The following is a 17099-nucleotide window of genomic DNA, read 5'->3' on the forward strand; positions in this document are numbered from 1 at the left end:
CGATGCAGAAGATTCGTAAGGGCGACAAGGTCGTCATGCTCGCTGGCAAGGACAAGGGCCGTACCGGCGAAGTTGTCCAGGTCATGCCGAAGGAAGATCGTGCCGTTGTTCGTGGCGTCAACGTCGTCAAGCGCCACCAGCGCCAGACGCAGACCCAGGAAGCCGGCATCATCAACAAGGAAGCCCCGGTTCACCTGTCCAACGTTGCAATCATCGACAAGGATGGCAAGCCGACCCGCGTCGGTTTCAAGGTTGTTGACGGCAAGAAGGTCCGTGTGGCCAAGCGTTCTGGAGAAGTGATCGATGGCTGAGGCAAAATATGAGCCGCGGCTCAAGAAGGAATATGTCGAGCGCATCCGCAAGGCGTTGCAGGAGCAGTTCTCCTACGCCAATGAGATGATGATCCCGAAGCTCGACAAGATCGTGATCAACATGGGTGTCGGCGAAGCGACCGCTGACTCGAAGAAGCCGACGGTGGCTGCCGCCGACCTCGCAGCGATTGCCGGCCAGAAGCCGGTCATCACCCGCGCACGTAACTCTATCGCAGGCTTCAAGGTCCGCGAACAGATGCCGATCGGCGCCAAGGTCACCCTGCGCGGCGCCCGCATGTACGAGTTCATGGACCGTCTCGTGAACATCGCGCTCCCGCGCGTTCGCGACTTCCGCGGCCTGAACCCGAAAAGCTTTGACGGCCGTGGCAACTTCGCCATGGGCATCAAGGAGCACATTGTGTTCCCTGAGATCAACTACGACAAGGTTGATCAGATGTGGGGCATGGACATCATCGTTTGCACGACGGCGACGACCGACGACGAGGCACGGGCTCTTCTGAAAGAGTTCAGCTTCCCGTTCCGTCAATAACCGTAACGACGAGCGTAGAAAAGGAACCTGACATGGCGAAGACAAGCGCAGTTGAAAAGAACAAGCGCCGCCGTACTACGGTCGCTAACCAGGCCGCTAAGCGGGCTGGGTTGAAGGCGATCATCATGAACCAGGCTCTTCCGATCGAAGAGCGGTTCAAGGCCTCGATCAAGCTGGCATCCCTGCCGCGTGATGGATCGAAGACCCGTATTCGCAACCGTTGCGAAGTTTCGGGGCGTCCGCGCGCATATTACCGCAAACTGCGCATGTCGCGTATTGCGCTGCGTGAACTCGGCAATCTCGGCAAGGTGCCGGGTATCGTCAAGTCGAGCTGGTAAGGAGCAGGTTACATGACAATGACTGATCCGTTGGGCGATATGCTCACTCGCATCCGTAACGGTGCTTCTCGCCGCAAGTCGTCGGTTTCGACGCCTGCTTCGAAGCTCCGTGCACGTGTTCTCGATGTTCTGCAGTCCGAAGGCTACATCCGTGGCTATTCCGTTGTCGATTTCGGCAATGGCAAGTCGGAACTCAGCATCGAGCTGAAATATTATGAAGGCGCATCGGTGATCCGTGAGATCGGCCGTGTGTCCAAGCCGGGCCGCCGGGTTTATGTCTCGGTCAAGTCCATTCCGCAGGTCGCGAACGGTCTCGGCATCACCATCCTTTCGACTCCGAAGGGTGTGATGGCCGATCACCAGGCTCGCGAACAGAACGTTGGTGGCGAGGTTCTTTGCTCGGTCTTCTAAGATTGGGCAGGGATCTCCATAGCGAACAGACAGGATTGAAACATGTCTCGTATCGGTAAAAAGCCCGTTCAGGTGCCTGCTGGGATCACGGCTACGGTCGATGGCCAGAAGGTGACTGCAAAGGGCCCGAAGGGCGAGCTGTTTTTCGTTGCTAACGACGAAATCAGCCTCAAGCTTGAAAATAACGCCGTCGTCGTGACGCCGGTGAACCAGACTAAGGATGCGCGGTCAAAGTGGGGCATGTCCCGCACGATGATCGAAGGCATCTTCAAGGGCGTCAAGGACGGTTTCGAGCGCAAGCTTGAAATCAACGGCGTCGGTTACCGCGCCGCCATGCAGGGCAAGAACCTGCAGCTGGCCCTCGGTTTCAGCCACGACGTGATCTACGAGCCGCCGGTCGGTATCTCGATCGTTGTTCCGAAGCCGACGGAAATCGTCGTCAGCGGCATCAACAAGCAGCAGGTCGGTCAGGTTGCCGCCGAAATCCGCGAATATCGCGGTCCCGAGCCCTACAAGGGCAAGGGCGTCAAGTACGCTGACGAGCGGATCGTCCGCAAAGAAGGCAAGAAGAAGTAAGGATCACGCGAAATGGCTAGCAGGAAAGAAGCACTTGCACGTCGTGCCAACCGCGTGCGCCGTCATCTCAAGTCGGTGGCCAATGGCCGTCCGCGCCTGTCGGTTCATCGCTCCTCGAAGAACATCTACGCCCAGGTCATCGATGACGTGGCCGGCAAGACGCTCGCGTCTGCCTCCACCCTCGAGAAGGATCTGCGCGGTTCTCTGAAGACCGGTGCCGATACCGCCGCCGCTACCGTTGTGGGCAAGCTCCTCGCCGAGCGGGCCTCCAAGGCCGGTGTTACGGAAGTCGTGTTCGACCGTGGCGCCTTCATCTATCACGGCCGCATCAAGGCTCTCGCCGAAGCGGCCCGCGAAGGCGGTCTCACCTTCTGATCAGTTTCCGGCCGGACGCCTCAAGCGCCGGCCGGATTTTCGCCGGACCGCAGGCACTCTCCGAAAGGGGAGGCTAATGCGGTCCACATTTGTTTGCCGATTGCACCCGGAAAAGAAAAAGGAAGAGGACAATGGCACAGGAAAGAAGGCCGCAGCGGGACGACCGCCAGAGCCGTGAAGAGCGCGATAGCGAATTCGTCGACAAGCTTGTCGCGATCAACCGCGTCGCCAAGGTCGTCAAGGGCGGCCGTCGTTTCGGTTTTGCAGCACTCGTCGTCGTTGGCGACCAGAAGGGCCGCGTTGGCTTCGGCCATGGCAAGGCACGTGAAGTACCGGAAGCCATCCGCAAGGCAACCGAAGCCGCTAAGCGCGAACTGATCTTCGTACCGCTGCGTGACGGCCGTACGCTGCATCACGACGTTCACGGCCGCCACGGCGCCGGCAAGGTTCTGCTGCGCTCGGCCAAGGTCGGTACCGGCATCATCGCGGGCGGTCCGATGCGCGCCGTATTCGAAACACTCGGCATGCACGACGTCGTCGCCAAGTCGACCGGTTCGTCGAACCCCTACAACATGGTTCGCGCCACCTTCGACGCTCTGAAGCACCAGGTTCACCCGAAGGACATCGCAGCTCAGCGCGGCATCAAGTATGCAACGCTGCAGGCTCGTCGTAGCGCCTCCGGCAACGCCTCTGAAGAATAAGAGGAGTTTGACAGATGGCCAAGGCTACTAAGAAGGCTGAAGCGAAGACTGTCACGATCGAACAGATCGGCAGCCCGATTCGCCGTCCGGATGTCCAGCAGCGCACGCTGATCGGTCTCGGACTGAACAAGATGCACCGTCGCCGCACGCTGGAGGATACTCCTTCCGTTCGTGGCATGATCCGTGCTGTCCAGCATCTCGTTCGCGTCGTCGACGAGAAGTGAGACGGAGGAAACGCTCATGAAACTCAATGAAATCAAGGACAACGAAGGCTCGACCCACAGCCGCAAGCGCCTCGGCCGCGGTATCGGCTCGGGCTCGGGCAAGACTGGTGGTCGCGGCGTGAAGGGTCAGAAGTCCCGTTCAGGCGTCGCCATCAACGGCTTCGAAGGCGGCCAGATGCCGATCTATCGTCGCCTGCCGAAGCGTGGCTTCAACAACATTTTCGCTTCCGATTTTGTTGTCGTGTCGCTGGCCCGTATCCAGACGGCGATCGACGCCGGCAAGCTCGATGCCAAGACGACCGTTGACGCAGCTGCCCTCAAGGCTGCTGGTGTCATCCGCCGCGTCAAGGACGGCGTTCGCGTTCTCGCCGACGGCGAGATCAAGGCCAAGATCACCATCGTCGTTGCAGGCGCCTCCAAGCCTGCCGTCGAGAAGATCGAAAAGGCCGGCGGCACCGTGACGCTGCTTTCGGCTCCCGCTGCAGCCGAATAAATAATCTGATGATATATCGCCCGGAGTGCTTCACACCGGGCGATTTTGCTCCCATATGTGGGCCTCACAAAAACTTGGCTGGCGCGCCCGCGTCATGCCGGTAAGACTCGAAAACAAGGGTGAGGCAAGGGGTTGCGCCGCAATCCGTCCTGAGCCCGGTTTTGAATAATTTCATACTGATTCCGGGTCCGGTCTGTCCCCCAGAGACGCCGGAATTGGTAGCGCGGAGAAACGCATGGCTTCTGCAGCGGAACAATTGGCATCCAACCTCAATTTTTCGACCTTCGCCAAAGCCGAGGATTTGAAGAAGCGCTTGTGGTTCACACTGGCAGCTCTCCTCGTCTATCGACTCGGCACGCATATTCCGCTTCCAGGCCTCAATCCTGAAGCCTATGCCCAGGCTTTCCGCGGCCAGTCAGGCGGCATTCTCGGCCTTTTCAACATGTTCTCGGGCGGCGCTGTTCAGCGCATGGCGATCTTTGCGCTCGGCATCATGCCCTATATCTCCGCTTCGATCATTGTGCAGCTCATGACCTCGGTCGTGCCGGCGCTCGAAAACCTGAAGAAGGAAGGCGAGCAGGGCCGTAAGATCATCAACCAGTATACCCGCTATGGTACCGTTATCCTCGGTGCGCTCCAGGCCTATGGCATTGCCGCCGGCCTTGAAAGCGGCCAAGGCCTCGTCGTCGAGGCCGGCTGGTTCTTCCGCGTCTCCACCGTTCTGACGCTGCTCGGCGGCACGATGTTCCTGATGTGGCTCGGTGAGCAGATCACCTCGCGCGGCATCGGCAACGGCATCTCGCTGATCATTTTCGCCGGCATCGCCGCCGGCCTTCCGACAGCTCTTGCCGGCACGCTTGAACTCGGCCGCACCGGGGCGCTGTCGACCTTCCTCATTCTGCTCGTCATCATCGTCGCGATCGCCGTCATCGGCATCATCGTCTTCGTCGAGCGCGCCCAGCGCCGGCTGCTGATCCAGTATCCGAAGCGTCAGGTTGGCAATCGGATGTTCCAGGGCGATACCTCGCATCTGCCGCTGAAGTTGAACACGTCAGGCGTCATTCCGGCAATCTTCGCGTCGTCGCTGCTGCTGCTGCCGGCAACGGTCGCCGGTTTCGCCAACACCTCGGCAATGCCCTCCTGGGTGACATCGATCGTCGCGGCCCTCGGCCACGGTCAACCGCTCTATATGGCGCTGTACGGCGCGCTGATCGCCTTCTTCGCCTTCTTCTATACGGCCATCGTCTTTAATCCGAAGGACACGGCCGACAATCTGAAGAAGCATGGCGGCTTCATTCCCGGCATCCGTCCGGGCGAGCGCACCGCCGAATATATCGACTACGTGCTGACCCGAATCACGGTGATCGGTGCGCTCTATCTCGTCTTCGTCTGCATCCTCCCAGAGATTCTGGTGTCGCAAACCGGCATTCCATTAGCCCTTGGTGGGACTTCGCTTTTGATCGTGGTTAGCGTAACTCTTGATACGGTTGCACAGATCCAGGGTCACCTGATCGCGCAGCAATACGAAGGCCTGATCAAGAAATCGAAGTTGCGTGGAGGAAAGAGGGGGCGATGAGACTTATCCTTTTGGGGCCGCCGGGCGCGGGTAAGGGAACCCAGGCCCAGCGGATCGTGGAAAAGCACGGCATTCCGCAGCTTTCCACTGGAGACATGCTGCGTGCTGCTACCGAAGCTGGCACAGAGGTGGGGAAACGCGCCAAGGCGGTCATGGACGCCGGCAAACTCGTCTCTGATGAGATCGTCATCGCCATCGTCTCTGAGCGAATCGATCAGCCCGATTGCGCCAACGGCTTCATTCTCGATGGTTTTCCTCGCACACTCGTGCAGGCCGATGCCACCGAGGGGATGCTAAAGTCCAAGGGTCTTGACCTCTCAGTGGTTATCGAGTTTCGCGTCGACGACAAGGAACTCATCCGTCGGGTGGATGGTCGATATACCTGCGTTCAGTGCGGCACTGTCTATCATGACACTGACAAGCTCCCGGCCAAGGAAGGTGTTTGCGACAAGTGCGGTTCGACTCACTTCAAACGCCGTCCTGATGACAACGCCGAGACCATGATCAAGCGTCTCGAGGTCTACTACAAGGAAACCTCGCCGCTGATCGGCTATTACCATGCCAAGGACAAACTCAAGTCCGTGGACGGCATGGCAGAAATCGATCAGGTGACCGCCGAGGTCGAAAGCATTCTTTCCAAGCTTTAAGGCTTTGAAAATAAACTTGGCGGAACGGTTGCTTTTCAGCAGTGATTCCGCTAAACACCGCGCCAACTCGCGACATTCCATGCGATCGGCGCGGATTTCCCAGGGAAGTCCGGGTGCGGTCGTTTTGACATGTTACGGACGTAAATCTGAACGGGCGGTTCTCAAGACCGCATAACGAAGCCCACTTGCCGGATGGCAACTGGAATGCAAGGAGAATAGGCGTGGCACGTATCGCTGGCGTCAACATCCCGACTGCGAAGCGCGTTGTCATCGCGCTGACCTACATTCACGGGATCGGTTCGAAATTCGCACAGGAAATCGTCGAGAAGGTCGGTATCCCGGCTGAACGCCGTGTGCATCAGCTGACGGACGCAGAAGTCCTTCAGATCCGTGAAGCTATCGACCGCGACTATCAGGTCGAAGGCGATCTTCGTCGCGATACCGCGATGAACATCAAGCGCCTGATGGACCTCGGCTGCTACCGCGGCCTGCGTCATCGCCGCGGCCTTCCGGTCCGCGGTCAGCGCACGCATACCAATGCCCGCACCCGCAAGGGTCCGGCAAAGGCAATCGCTGGCAAGAAGAAGTAATTTCCGGGAAACCGGGGTGGGGAGGCTGGCGGTCTGCGCCGGCCTCTTTTGAGTTTGGAGCGGGACCATATAGGCGCCGTTCCGGTGTAGCCGCTGGCATTACGGCGGTGAAGAGATCAACGAAAGGAATACCATGGCTAAGGAAGCCGTCCGCGTTCGCCGTCGCGAGCGCAAGAATATCTCGTCGGGTGTCGCTCACGTCAACTCGACCTTCAACAACACGATGATCACCATCACCGATGCGCAGGGCAATGCGATCGCCTGGTCGTCGGCTGGCGCCAAGGGCTTCAAGGGCTCGCGCAAGTCGACCCCGTTCGCTGCCCAGATCGCTGCCGAAGACTGCGCCAAGAAGGCCCAGGAGCACGGCATGAAGTCGCTGGAAGTCGAAGTCTGCGGTCCGGGTTCGGGTCGTGAATCGGCTCTGCGCGCGCTCCAGGCTGCAGGTTTCATGATCACGTCCATCCGCGACGTGACCCCGATCCCGCACAATGGCTGCCGTCCGCGCAAGAAGCGCCGCGTCTGATCATCGCTCTCGTCACCGGTGAGCGCCTGCGCGCTCCCGGTGGTTTTCAAGCTCGGTTGCCACGATTGGATGGTGGCAACGAACGGAAGGCAAACTCATGATTCAGAAGAACTGGCAGGAACTGATCAAGCCGAACAAGGTGGAGTTCTCCTCGAGCTCGCGCACCAGGGCGACGCTTGTTGCCGAACCGCTGGAGCGCGGCTTCGGCCTCACCCTCGGCAACGCGCTTCGCCGCGTTCTGCTTTCCTCGCTGCGCGGTGCTGCCGTCACGGCGGTGCAGATCGATGGCGTGCTGCATGAATTCTCCTCGATTCCGGGCGTCCGCGAAGACGTCACGGACATCGTGCTCAACATCAAGGAAATCGCCATCAAGATGGATGGCGACGATGCAAAGCGCATGGTCGTGCGTAAGCAGGGCCCTGGCGTTGTCACGGCTGGCGACATTCAGACGGTCGGCGATATCGAAATCCTCAACCCCGAGCATGTCATCTGCACGCTCGACGAGGGTGCCGAGATCCGCATGGAATTCACCGTCAACAACGGCAAGGGCTATGTTCCGGCCGAACGCAATCGTGCGGAAGATGCTCCGATCGGTCTCATCCCGGTCGACAGCCTCTACTCGCCGGTCAAGAAGGTGTCCTACAAGGTTGAAAATACCCGCGAAGGACAGGTTCTCGACTACGACAAGCTGAACATGACCATCGAAACCGATGGCTCGATCACCGGCGAAGACGCCGTCGCTTTTGCGGCGCGCATCCTCCAGGATCAGCTTGGCGTCTTCGTCAACTTCGACGAGCCGCAGAAGGAAACCGAAGAGGAAGCAGTCACCGAACTCGCTTTCAACCCGGCTCTCCTGAAGAAGGTGGACGAACTCGAGCTGTCGGTCCGTTCGGCAAACTGCCTGAAGAACGACAACATCGTCTACATCGGCGACCTCATTCAGAAGACCGAAGCAGAAATGCTCCGCACACCGAATTTTGGTCGCAAGTCGCTGAACGAAATCAAGGAAGTTCTCGCTTCCATGGGCCTGCACCTCGGCATGGAAGTGCCGGCATGGCCGCCCGAGAACATCGAAGATCTCGCCAAGCGTTACGAAGATCAATACTGAAAAAACAAAAGGCAGGCTCTTTCGGCTGCCTTTCCCCGTCAAACAGCAGGCCAATCGCCTGCATGTGCCAGGAAACGGCAGGCCCACTTAGCGTAAGGGCACCTGCATTAAAGGAGAATAGCAATGCGCCATGGTAAAGCCGGCCGCAAGCTGAATAGAACTGCAAGCCACCGCAAGGCGATGTTCGCCAACATGGCGGCTTCGCTGATTACCCACGAGCAGATCGTCACGACCCTGCCGAAGGCCAAGGAAATCCGTCCGATCGTCGAGAAGCTCGTCACGCTCGGCAAGCGCGGCGACCTGCACGCTCGCCGTCAGGCGATCTCGCAGATCCGCGATGCCGCTGTCGTCGCGAAGCTGTTCGACACGATCGCAACGCGTTACGCCACCCGCAACGGCGGCTACCTGCGCATCATGAAGGCCGGCTTCCGCCAGGGCGACAATGCCGCCATGGCCGTGATCGAATTCGTGGATCGCGACGCCTATGCCAAGGGCGCTGCAGACAAGGCCCGCGTCGCTGCTGAAGAGCAGGCCGTCGCCGCTTAAATCCTCCGCTCCGGCGGAAACAGAACAGCCGGGCTGCGAAGCCCGGCTGTTTTTGTTTGTGCACGACAGCGCCGCGCTTCTTTTCAGATCGGCCGTTCAACCGGCTGAGGTGCAGATAGGACAGGTTCATTTGGGCGAAGTCTTTGAAAATCGTCGTCGAGTGCAGTTCCTCCGTCTCATAGCCCTGCTTGCGGTTATTGCGCTCGGGCTGGCGCTCAGACGGTTTAGCTATGCGGCCGATCTGCCCTTCATTGTCGTCAAATATGGTGGATCGGCACTCTGGGGAGCGATGGTCTATCTGCTCGTGGCGCTGTTTGTCGCAAGGTCACGGCCGGCAGCAATTGCTGTTACAGCGCTTTTCATAGCGATCTCGGTGGAATTGTTCCGGCTTTATCACACGCCCTGGCTCGATGCGTTTCGGCTGACCACGGCAGGCGCCCTGCTGCTTGGCCGGGTATTTTCGCTTTGGAATATGCTGGCCTATGCAATCGGCATAGCCACGGCTTGCGCCTTCGATCCCGCACATCGGGCGGCCTTGTCTCCTCGCCGCTAACCTGCCGTCTCACGAACAGACGCCACTGCGCGATTGCGCGTCCGCCCTTTGCCCTTCTGCCTGTTGCGTGCGATCGGTCGGTAGGAGCGGTAGAGGATGAGCGCGATGATCAGCCCGACATAGATATATTGCTCGAGATCGAGGATCTTGGTCGAGAGCGCGAAGTGCAGCGCCCCGCAGGCGGCGATGATGTAGACGAGGCGATGCAGCCAGATCCAGTTCTTGCCGAGGCGGCGGATCGAGATATTGTTGGATGTCAGGGCCAGCGGAATGAGCATCGTAAGGGCTGCCATGCCGAACATGATGAAGGGGCGCTTCAGCACGTCGTTGATGACGGCTGGAATATCCATCGCCTGGTCGAGCACCATGTAGACGGTGAAATGCATTAGTGCGTAGTAGAAGGTCAGCAGGCCAAGCGCGCGGCGATAGCGCAGATAGTTCCAGCCGAAGAGCTCACGGGCAGGGGAAACGGCGAGGGTCAGAATCAGGAAACGGATCGTCCAGATCCCGAGGAAGAGCTCGAAGCTCTTGACCGGATCGGCGCCGAGCTGATCGGTCGCGCCGAGATAGAACGTCCAGGCCGCAGGTACGAGCCCGACGACATAAAGCAGCCAAACGGAGGCGGGTTGCCAGCGCTTCGGGATGGCGAGCGACAGTTCCGCCATCAGAAATTCGCCTTCAGGTCCATGCCGGCATAAAGGCTTGCCACTTCGTCGGCATAACCGTTGAAGGGCAGGGTGGGGTGGCGGCCGGCGCCGAAGAAGCCGCTCTCACCGATGCGCCGTTCGCTCGCCTGGCTCCAGCGGGGATGGTCGATCGCCGGATTGACGTTGGCGTAGAAGCCGTATTCCTGCGGATTGGTGACCTGCCAGGTATTCTTCGGCTGCTGGTCGGTGAGTGTGATCCTGACGATCGACTTGATGCCCTTGAAGCCGTATTTCCACGGAACGACGAGGCGGATCGGTGCGCCGTTCTGGTTCGGCAGCGTTTCGCCATAGAGCCCGACGGCCAGCAGCGCCAGCGGATGGCGCGCCTCATCGAGGCGCAGACCCTCGACATAGGGCCAGTCGAGCGACTGAAAGAAGCCTTTCTGCCCAGGCATCTCCTCCGGCCGCACCACGGTTTCGAAGGCGACGTATTTGGCGCTGCCGAGTGGCTCCACCTTGTCGAGCAGCGATGCCAGCGGAAAGCCGTCCCAGGGGATGACCATCGACCAGGCCTCGACGCAGCGCATCCGGTAGGTGCGCTCCTCGATCGGGAATTCCTTCATCAACGCCTCGAGGTCGAAGGTGCCTGGCTTTTTGACCATGCCGTCAACCTTGATCGTCCACGGCAGCGGCTTGAAATCGCTAGAAAGAGCTGCGGGATCGCCCTTGTCGAGGCCGAACTCATAGAAATTATTGTAGGTCGTGACGTCCTTGATCGGCGTCGCCTTCTCGTCGACCTTGTACTTGCTCTCAACGGCGGAGAGAGCCGCAGCACTCGCCTTGCCGGCGCTGTAGAGCGCCATGGCGCCAAGCGCTGCCGCACCGAGGAATTCACGACGGCGCACATAGATCTGGCGCGGCGTAATCTCCGATGACGCGATCTTCGGTGGGCGATAGCTTGGCATGTCGAAACCTCCTCGGCGGATATCCTGAAATATAGCCCTTAAACGAACCGCCGGCATGTCTAGATTAGTGTCTAAGCCTTGAATATTGCTGACGGGAAGCCAATTTTTTGTGTTCGGTCGTGATGGAATAGGCTGTAACAAAACGTCGCGTCGAACCGTATATGATCGATGGGCCTCATGGCGCTTCTCCCCGGCGTACCGGATTTGGGCTTCCCGGTAGTGACAGCCCCCGTCGATTGGATTAGGACAATTCCAAAAAGCGGCGTTTGCCCGGCCCGCAGGCTCCATGTCGCCCGGCTTCGCCTGATAATTCCGACACGTTGAGGAAGACACCGATGCCAGTTTACCGTTCCAGAACCACGACCCATGGCCGCAACATGGCGGGCGCCCGCGGCCTTTGGCGCGCCACGGGCATGAAGGATTCGGATTTCGGCAAGCCGATCATCGCGGTGGTGAATTCCTTCACCCAGTTCGTGCCCGGCCACGTGCACCTGAAGGACCTTGGCCAGCTCGTTGCCCGCGAGATCGAGGCGGCCGGCGGTGTCGCCAAGGAATTCAACACGATCGCCGTCGATGACGGCATCGCCATGGGCCATGACGGCATGCTTTATTCGCTGCCCTCGCGTGAGCTCATCGCCGACAGCGTCGAATATATGGTCAATGCTCATTGCGCCGACGCCATGGTCTGCATCTCCAATTGCGACAAGATCACCCCCGGCATGCTGATGGCGTCGCTGCGTCTCAATATCCCGACCGTCTTCGTCTCGGGCGGTCCGATGGAAGCCGGCAAGGTCGTGCTGCACGGCAAGACGCATGCCCTCGACCTGGTCGATGCCATGGTCGCCGCAGCCGATGACAAGATCAGCGACGAGGACGTCCAGACCATCGAACGCTCGGCCTGTCCGACCTGTGGTTCCTGCTCCGGCATGTTCACCGCCAATTCGATGAACTGCCTGACGGAAGCCCTCGGCCTGTCGCTGCCCGGCAACGGCTCGACGCTTGCCACCCATCTCGACCGCAAGCGCCTCTTCGTCGAGGCCGGTCATCTGATTGTCGATCTCGCCCGCCGTTATTACGAGCAGGATGACGTCAAGGCGCTGCCGCGCACCATTGCCTCCAAGCAGGCCTTCGAGAATGCCATGACGCTCGATATCGCCATGGGCGGTTCCACCAATACGGTCCTGCACATTCTTGCCGCCGCCCATGAAGGCGAGATCGATTTCAATATGGCCGATATCGACGCGCTGTCGCGCCGCGTGCCGTGCCTGTCGAAGGTCGCACCCGCCAAGAGTGACGTGCATATGGAAGACGTCCACCGCGCCGGCGGCATCATGTCGATCCTCGGCGAACTCGACAAGGGTGGGCTGCTGAACCGCGATTGCCCGACCGTCCATGCCGAGACGCTGGGCGACGCGATCGATCGCTGGGATATCACCCGCACCAACAGCGAAACCGTTCGCAACTTCTATCGTGCCGCACCCGGCGGCATCCCAACCCAGGTCGCCTTCAGCCAGGAAGCCCGCTGGGACGAACTCGACACCGACCGTGAGCACGGCGTCATCCGTTCGGTCGAGCATCCCTTCTCCAAGGATGGTGGTCTTGCCGTGCTCAAGGGCAACCTTGCGATCGACGGCTGCATCGTCAAGACCGCTGGCGTCGATGAATCGATCCTGAAATTCTCCGGCCCCGCCCGCGTCTTCGAAAGCCAGGATTCGTCGGTCAAGGCGATCCTTGCCAACGAGGTCAAGGCCGGCGATGTCGTCGTCATCCGCTACGAAGGCCCGAAGGGCGGTCCGGGCATGCAGGAAATGCTTTATCCGACGAGCTACCTGAAGTCGAAGGGCCTCGGCAAGGCCTGCGCGCTGATCACCGACGGCCGCTTCTCCGGCGGCACTTCCGGCCTCTCGATCGGCCACGCCTCGCCGGAAGCGGCAAATGGCGGCACGATCGGCCTGGTGCGCGAAGGCGACATGATCGACATCGACATCCCCAACCGCACGATCAGCCTGCGTGTCAGCGAGACCGAACTTGCCGCCCGCCGCGCCGAACAGGACGCCAAGGGCTGGTATCCCACAGAAGTCCGCAAGCGCAATGTCACGACCGCGCTGAAGGCCTACGCGGCCTTCGCAACGAGTGCGGACCGCGGTGCCGTGCGCGATCTGAACGCCCGCTGAGCAGCTTCAGCTTACGAACCGTTGATGAATAGTCAGCGGCTCTTCCAACCGGTCGATTCAGAGCATGATGCCGAAAAGTGTGAGCGGTTTTCGGACGACATCATGCTCTCACTCTATAATGTAGAACAGGATTCAGATTTTAGGCCGACCCGGCCTAAAATCATCCTGTTCTAGAGCGGCCGGTTGATGTTTTTATAGGTCTCGCCGAACTGCTTCAGCCGCTCGTCATAGGCAGCCTTGATACACGCCGCATCCGCTCCGCATTCCTGCCGCTTTTTCAACCAGGCCGTCTGTTCGTCCTGCAATGTTCCGCGCGAACCCATCGCCAGAAGGCCCGAGAGCAAATCGAAAGTCGTAACCATCTTCACGTCGGCGTCGTTGAGTGCGCGGCTGTCGCAGATCGCTTTTTCATCCGGCTTCAATTCTTTCGCATCGCAATCGAAGCTTGCTGCCTGTGCCAGGTTCGATCCAATGAGCAGGATCGCAAAGCCGAGGGCCGCTGTCGTCGTTCTTGTCGTGATCATTCATATGTTCCTATTGCTGCCGGTCAGGCTAGCTTCCGCAGTGCCAGAGCCAGGAAGATGATGCAAATGAGCCAGACGGCAAGGATGAAGATCAGTCCGACCCAGCTGGAGGGACGCTCAATGCGCCTTGTCGCCTCCGTACGAAGCTCGTTCATCACCTCTACTGGCACGAGCCGGATCGCCAGCATGATACCGAGCGGCACGATGAGGAGATCGTCGAGATAGCCGAGGATGGGATGAGATCGATGGGCGACAGCGCGTAGGCGGCAACGGCGCCGGCCACTGCCTTCGCGTGCCACGGCATACGTGCGTCACGGGCGGCAAGCCACAATGCCACGATGTCACGCTTCAGTGACTTTGCCCAGATTTTGGCTTTTGATATCAGTTGCATGGCCGTACTTCCTGAATCAAATTCGCAATCGCTTTAAGTGGTACTTCCGCGACGTTCCATTGCCTTATTCTTCCATGCTTCCGCCCTCTTTCCTTTCTAGCGTCGGGCGCTACAACGTTCCTCAAGAGGATTCAAAAGGGATACCCATGCAAGGCCTGTTCAAGCGCGCCTCCGTCTCGCTATTCGCTCTCATGCTCGTTCTGCCGGCTGCGGCCCATGCGCAGACGGCAAAGACCGTACCCGAGAGCCAGATGCAGATGCAGCTCTCCTTCGCGCCGCTCGTCAAACAGACGTCAGGCGCCGTCGTCAACGTTTATGCGGAAAAGACCGTCCAGCGGCAGTCGCCCTTTGCTGGCGACCCTTTCTTCGAGCAATTTTTCGGCCAGCAGATGCCGAACCGTTCGGAGAAGCAGTCTTCGCTCGGCTCCGGCGTCATCGTCGAGGCGAACGGCACTGTCGTGACCAACAATCACGTCATCGAGGGCGCCGACGATATCAAGGTGGCGCTCTCGGACGGCCGCGAATTCCCCTGCAAGGTGGTACTGCGCGACGACCGTGTCGACCTTGCCGTGCTGAAGATCGACGCCAAGGAAAGCTTTCCGACATTGCCGATCGGCAATTCCGATACGGTCGAGGTCGGTGATCTCGTGCTGGCGATCGGCAATCCCTTCGGTGTCGGCCAGACGGTGACGAGCGGTATCGTCTCGGCGCTTGCCCGCAACCAGGTGATCAAGAACGAGTTCGGTTTCTTCATCCAGACCGATGCCTCGATCAATCCCGGCAATTCCGGCGGTGCCTTGATGAATATGAAGGGCGAGCTGATCGGCATCAACACGGCGATCTTCTCGCGCGGCGGTGGATCGAACGGCATTGGTTTCGCCATCCCCGCCAATCTGGTCAAGGTCTTCCTCACCTCTGCCGATGCCGGCGTCAAATCGTTCGAGCGGCCCTATGTCGGCGCGAGCTTCGATGCCGTGACCTCGGAAGTGGCTGAGGCGCTGGGGCTGAACAAAGTCCGCGGCGCGCTCGTCGTCAAGGTTTCGGAAGGTGGGCCAGCCGCCAAGGCCGGGCTGAAGGCCGGCGAAATCGTCACCGCCGTCGACGGAATTTCCGTCGAGCATCCGGATGCGCTGCTCTACCGGCTGACGACGGCCGGTCTCGGCAATTCAGTCAAGCTCACCGTCATCGAGAACGGCAGCGAGGAGCAACTGCCGCTGACGCTTGCCCGCGCCCCGGAAACCTCGCCGCGCGACCAGCGCACCATCGGCGGACACACGCCGTTTACCGGTGCCGTCGTCGAAAACCTGTCGCCGCGTGTCGCCGACGAGCTGCGCATGCCGCCCGAATCGGCAGGCGTCGTCGTATCCGAGGTGAAGGAGGATTCGCCTGCCGCCCGTCTCGGTTTCGAACCGAAGGATATCATCGTCTCGATCAACGGTACCGATGTGAAGTCGACCAGCGAACTGTCCGAGATCGCCGATAGCGACCCCGGCCTCTGGCGGGTCGAGATCGAGCGTGACGGCCAGCGCATCCGGCAATTCTTCCGATGAGCAACGATCTCTTCGCGCCGCGCGTTCCGGAGGAGGTCGCCGCCAGGCGGCCGCTTGCCGACCGGCTGCGGCCGAAGACGCTTGCCGATGTCACCGGTCAGGAACACCTGACCGGCGAGGATGGCGTGCTGAAAAGAATGATCGAAAGCGGCTCGCTCGGCTCGATGATCTTCTGGGGTCCGCCCGGCACCGGCAAGACGACGGTGGCACGGCTGCTTTCGGGCGAGGCGGGCCTGGCCTTCGAGCAGATATCGGCGATCTTCTCCGGCGTCGCCGACCTGAAGAAGGTGTTCGAGACAGCCCGTTTGCGGCGTATGGACGGCCGTCAGACGCTGCTCTTCGTCGATGAGATCCATCGTTTCAACCGCGCCCAGCAGGACAGTTTCCTGCCCGTCATGGAGGATGGCACGGTCATCCTCGTCGGCGCCACCACCGAGAACCCCTCCTTCGAGCTCAACGCCGCTCTGCTGTCGCGTGCCCGTGTGCTCACCTTCAAGTCGCATGACGAGGAAAGCCTTGAGGAACTGCTGAAGCGTGCCGAGACGATCGAGCAGAAGCCGCTGCCGCTGACGGAGGATGCCCGCGTGAGCCTGATCCGCATGGCCGACGGCGATGGCCGCGCCGTGCTGACGCTCGCCGAAGAAGTCTGGCGCGCGGCGCGCGAAGGCGAGAGCTTCGATACCGAAGGCCTGACGCGCATCGTCCAGCGCCGTGCCCCGGTCTACGATAAGGCGCAGGATGGCCACTACAATCTGATCTCGGCACTGCATAAATCCGTACGCGGCTCGGATCCCGATGCCGCGCTCTATTATCTCGCCCGCATGTTCGATGCCGGCGAGGACCCGCTCTATCTCGGCCGGCGGCTGGTGCGCATGGCTGTGGAGGATATCGGTCTTGCCGATCCGCAGGCACTGGTGATCTGCAATGCCGCCAAGGATGCCTATGAGTATCTCGGCTCGCCGGAAGGCGAACTGGCGCTTGCCCAGGCCTGCGTCTATCTCGCCACCGCCCCGAAATCGAATGCCGTCTACACCGCCTTCAAGGCGGCAAGCCAGGCGGCAAAGCAGAACGGCTCGTTGCTGCCGCCGAAGCACATCCTCAACGCGCCGACCAAGCTGATGAAGGGTGAGGGTTACGGCGACGGCTATCGCTACGACCACGATGAGCCGGATGCCTTTTCTGGCCAGGATTATTTCCCGGAGAAGATGGGACGTCAGATCTTCTACGATCCGCCGGAACGCGGCTTCGAGCGCGATATTCGCAAGCGGCTGGAATGGTGGGCAAAACTTCGCAAGGAGCGTAATCCGCGCTGAAACCTGGCGAACC

22 protein-coding genes and 1 pseudogene are annotated in these 17099 nt (G+C 60.2%); 19 read left to right on the forward strand and 4 right to left on the reverse strand.

Annotated elements, in window-relative coordinates; genetic code table 11:
- Positions 1-2: 2 nt before the first annotated feature.
- From rplX to ACM5SV_RS11410, 16 genes are all read left to right on the forward strand, one after another.
- On the forward strand, positions 3-311 hold the full coding sequence (rplX, locus tag ACM5SV_RS11335) for a 50S ribosomal protein L24 (RefSeq protein ID WP_003547559.1): 309 nt from the start codon (positions 3-5) through the stop codon (positions 309-311).
- Complete coding sequence (gene rplE / locus ACM5SV_RS11340) at positions 304-861, forward strand: 50S ribosomal protein L5 (protein WP_003547560.1); 558 nt, start codon at positions 304-306, stop codon at positions 859-861. Before rplX ends, rplE begins: the two co-directional genes overlap by 8 nt.
- 32 nt (positions 862-893) lie before the next feature.
- Entirely contained in the window at positions 894-1199 is a 306-nt protein-coding gene (rpsN, locus tag ACM5SV_RS11345; protein WP_003547561.1) for a 30S ribosomal protein S14, read from the forward strand.
- A 12-nt stretch (positions 1200-1211) separates the two neighbouring features.
- Entirely contained in the window at positions 1212-1610 is a 399-nt protein-coding gene (rpsH, locus tag ACM5SV_RS11350) for a 30S ribosomal protein S8 (protein ID WP_003547562.1), read from the forward strand.
- Positions 1611-1652: 42 nt separating this feature from the next.
- Entirely contained in the window at positions 1653-2186 is a 534-nt protein-coding gene (rplF, locus tag ACM5SV_RS11355) for a 50S ribosomal protein L6 (RefSeq protein ID WP_003547563.1), read from the forward strand.
- 12 nt (positions 2187-2198) lie between these two features.
- A complete protein-coding gene (gene rplR, locus ACM5SV_RS11360) occupies positions 2199-2561 on the forward strand; it encodes a 50S ribosomal protein L18 (protein WP_003547564.1) in 363 nt (120 codons plus the stop codon).
- A 131-nt stretch (positions 2562-2692) separates the two neighbouring features.
- The gene (rpsE, locus tag ACM5SV_RS11365; RefSeq protein ID WP_003547565.1) at positions 2693-3262 is read left to right on the forward strand and encodes a 30S ribosomal protein S5; all 570 of its coding nucleotides are present in this window, start codon (positions 2693-2695) and stop codon (positions 3260-3262) included.
- Between the two features lie 14 nt (positions 3263-3276).
- Entirely contained in the window at positions 3277-3486 is a 210-nt protein-coding gene (gene rpmD, locus ACM5SV_RS11370; protein WP_003547566.1) for a 50S ribosomal protein L30, read from the forward strand.
- 16 nt (positions 3487-3502) lie between these two features.
- Positions 3503-3979: a 50S ribosomal protein L15 gene (gene rplO / locus ACM5SV_RS11375; protein WP_003547567.1), complete on the forward strand. Its 477-nt coding sequence runs from the start codon at positions 3503-3505 to the stop codon at positions 3977-3979.
- Between the two features lie 235 nt (positions 3980-4214).
- Complete coding sequence (secY, locus tag ACM5SV_RS11380; RefSeq protein WP_012757022.1) at positions 4215-5555, forward strand: preprotein translocase subunit SecY; 1341 nt, start codon at positions 4215-4217, stop codon at positions 5553-5555.
- A complete protein-coding gene (locus ACM5SV_RS11385) occupies positions 5552-6202 on the forward strand; it encodes an adenylate kinase (RefSeq protein ID WP_012757023.1) in 651 nt (216 codons plus the stop codon). The genes secY and ACM5SV_RS11385 overlap by 4 nt, the downstream gene beginning before the upstream one ends.
- Before the next feature lie 221 nt (positions 6203-6423).
- Complete coding sequence (rpsM, locus tag ACM5SV_RS11390) at positions 6424-6792, forward strand: 30S ribosomal protein S13 (protein WP_003547573.1); 369 nt, start codon at positions 6424-6426, stop codon at positions 6790-6792.
- Between the two features lie 133 nt (positions 6793-6925).
- Positions 6926-7315, forward strand: coding sequence for a 30S ribosomal protein S11 (gene rpsK, locus ACM5SV_RS11395; protein ID WP_003547577.1), 390 nt, complete (start codon positions 6926-6928; stop codon positions 7313-7315).
- Positions 7316-7412: 97 nt separating this feature from the next.
- Positions 7413-8423, forward strand: coding sequence for a DNA-directed RNA polymerase subunit alpha (locus ACM5SV_RS11400; protein WP_003547579.1), 1011 nt, complete (start codon positions 7413-7415; stop codon positions 8421-8423).
- A 123-nt stretch (positions 8424-8546) separates the two neighbouring features.
- Positions 8547-8969 (forward strand): 50S ribosomal protein L17, encoded by a 423-nt coding sequence (gene rplQ / locus ACM5SV_RS11405; RefSeq protein WP_003547581.1) that lies wholly within the window; start codon positions 8547-8549, stop codon positions 8967-8969.
- A 160-nt stretch (positions 8970-9129) separates the two neighbouring features.
- Positions 9130-9522 carry a DUF2809 domain-containing protein gene (locus ACM5SV_RS11410; RefSeq protein ID WP_222014270.1) on the forward strand — a complete coding sequence of 131 codons (393 nt, stop codon included), beginning with the start codon at positions 9130-9132 and terminating at the stop codon, positions 9520-9522.
- Here ACM5SV_RS11410 and msrQ read toward each other — a convergent pair.
- Positions 9519-10187: a protein-methionine-sulfoxide reductase heme-binding subunit MsrQ gene (gene msrQ, locus ACM5SV_RS11415; RefSeq protein WP_222014269.1), complete on the reverse strand. Its 669-nt coding sequence runs from the start codon at positions 10185-10187 to the stop codon at positions 9519-9521. The two genes, ACM5SV_RS11410 and msrQ, sit on opposite strands and share 4 nt — an antisense overlap.
- Positions 10187-11134 (reverse strand): protein-methionine-sulfoxide reductase catalytic subunit MsrP, encoded by a 948-nt coding sequence (gene msrP / locus ACM5SV_RS11420; protein ID WP_222014268.1) that lies wholly within the window; start codon positions 11132-11134, stop codon positions 10187-10189. The genes msrQ and msrP overlap by 1 nt, the downstream gene beginning before the upstream one ends.
- 335 nt (positions 11135-11469) lie before the next feature.
- On the opposite strand from msrP, the gene ilvD reads away from it, so the two are divergent.
- A complete protein-coding gene (ilvD, locus tag ACM5SV_RS11425) occupies positions 11470-13308 on the forward strand; it encodes a dihydroxy-acid dehydratase (RefSeq protein WP_113546961.1) in 1839 nt (612 codons plus the stop codon).
- Positions 13309-13478: 170 nt separating this feature from the next.
- Here the strand turns inward: ilvD and ACM5SV_RS11430 are convergent, their stop codons facing one another.
- Together ACM5SV_RS11430 and ACM5SV_RS11435 are read right to left on the reverse strand one after the other, a co-directional pair.
- A complete protein-coding gene (locus tag ACM5SV_RS11430) occupies positions 13479-13832 on the reverse strand; it encodes a lysozyme inhibitor LprI family protein (protein WP_113546962.1) in 354 nt (117 codons plus the stop codon).
- A gap of 23 nt (positions 13833-13855) precedes the next feature.
- Positions 13856-14223, reverse strand: a pseudogene (locus ACM5SV_RS11435) (YkvA family protein).
- 146 nt (positions 14224-14369) lie between these two features.
- Here ACM5SV_RS11435 and ACM5SV_RS11440 point away from each other — a divergent pair.
- Both ACM5SV_RS11440 and ACM5SV_RS11445 read left to right on the forward strand, forming a co-directional pair.
- A complete protein-coding gene (locus ACM5SV_RS11440) occupies positions 14370-15773 on the forward strand; it encodes a DegQ family serine endoprotease (RefSeq protein ID WP_222014267.1) in 1404 nt (467 codons plus the stop codon).
- Positions 15770-17086 carry a replication-associated recombination protein A gene (locus ACM5SV_RS11445; protein WP_012757032.1) on the forward strand — a complete coding sequence of 439 codons (1317 nt, stop codon included), beginning with the start codon at positions 15770-15772 and terminating at the stop codon, positions 17084-17086. Before ACM5SV_RS11440 ends, ACM5SV_RS11445 begins: the two co-directional genes overlap by 4 nt.
- The last annotated feature ends 13 nt before the right edge of the window (positions 17087-17099 follow it).

It is taken from the genome of Rhizobium sp. CRRU65, from assembly GCF_048551595.1.
GTDB classification, from domain to species: domain Bacteria; phylum Pseudomonadota; class Alphaproteobacteria; order Rhizobiales; family Rhizobiaceae; genus Rhizobium; species Rhizobium leguminosarum_J.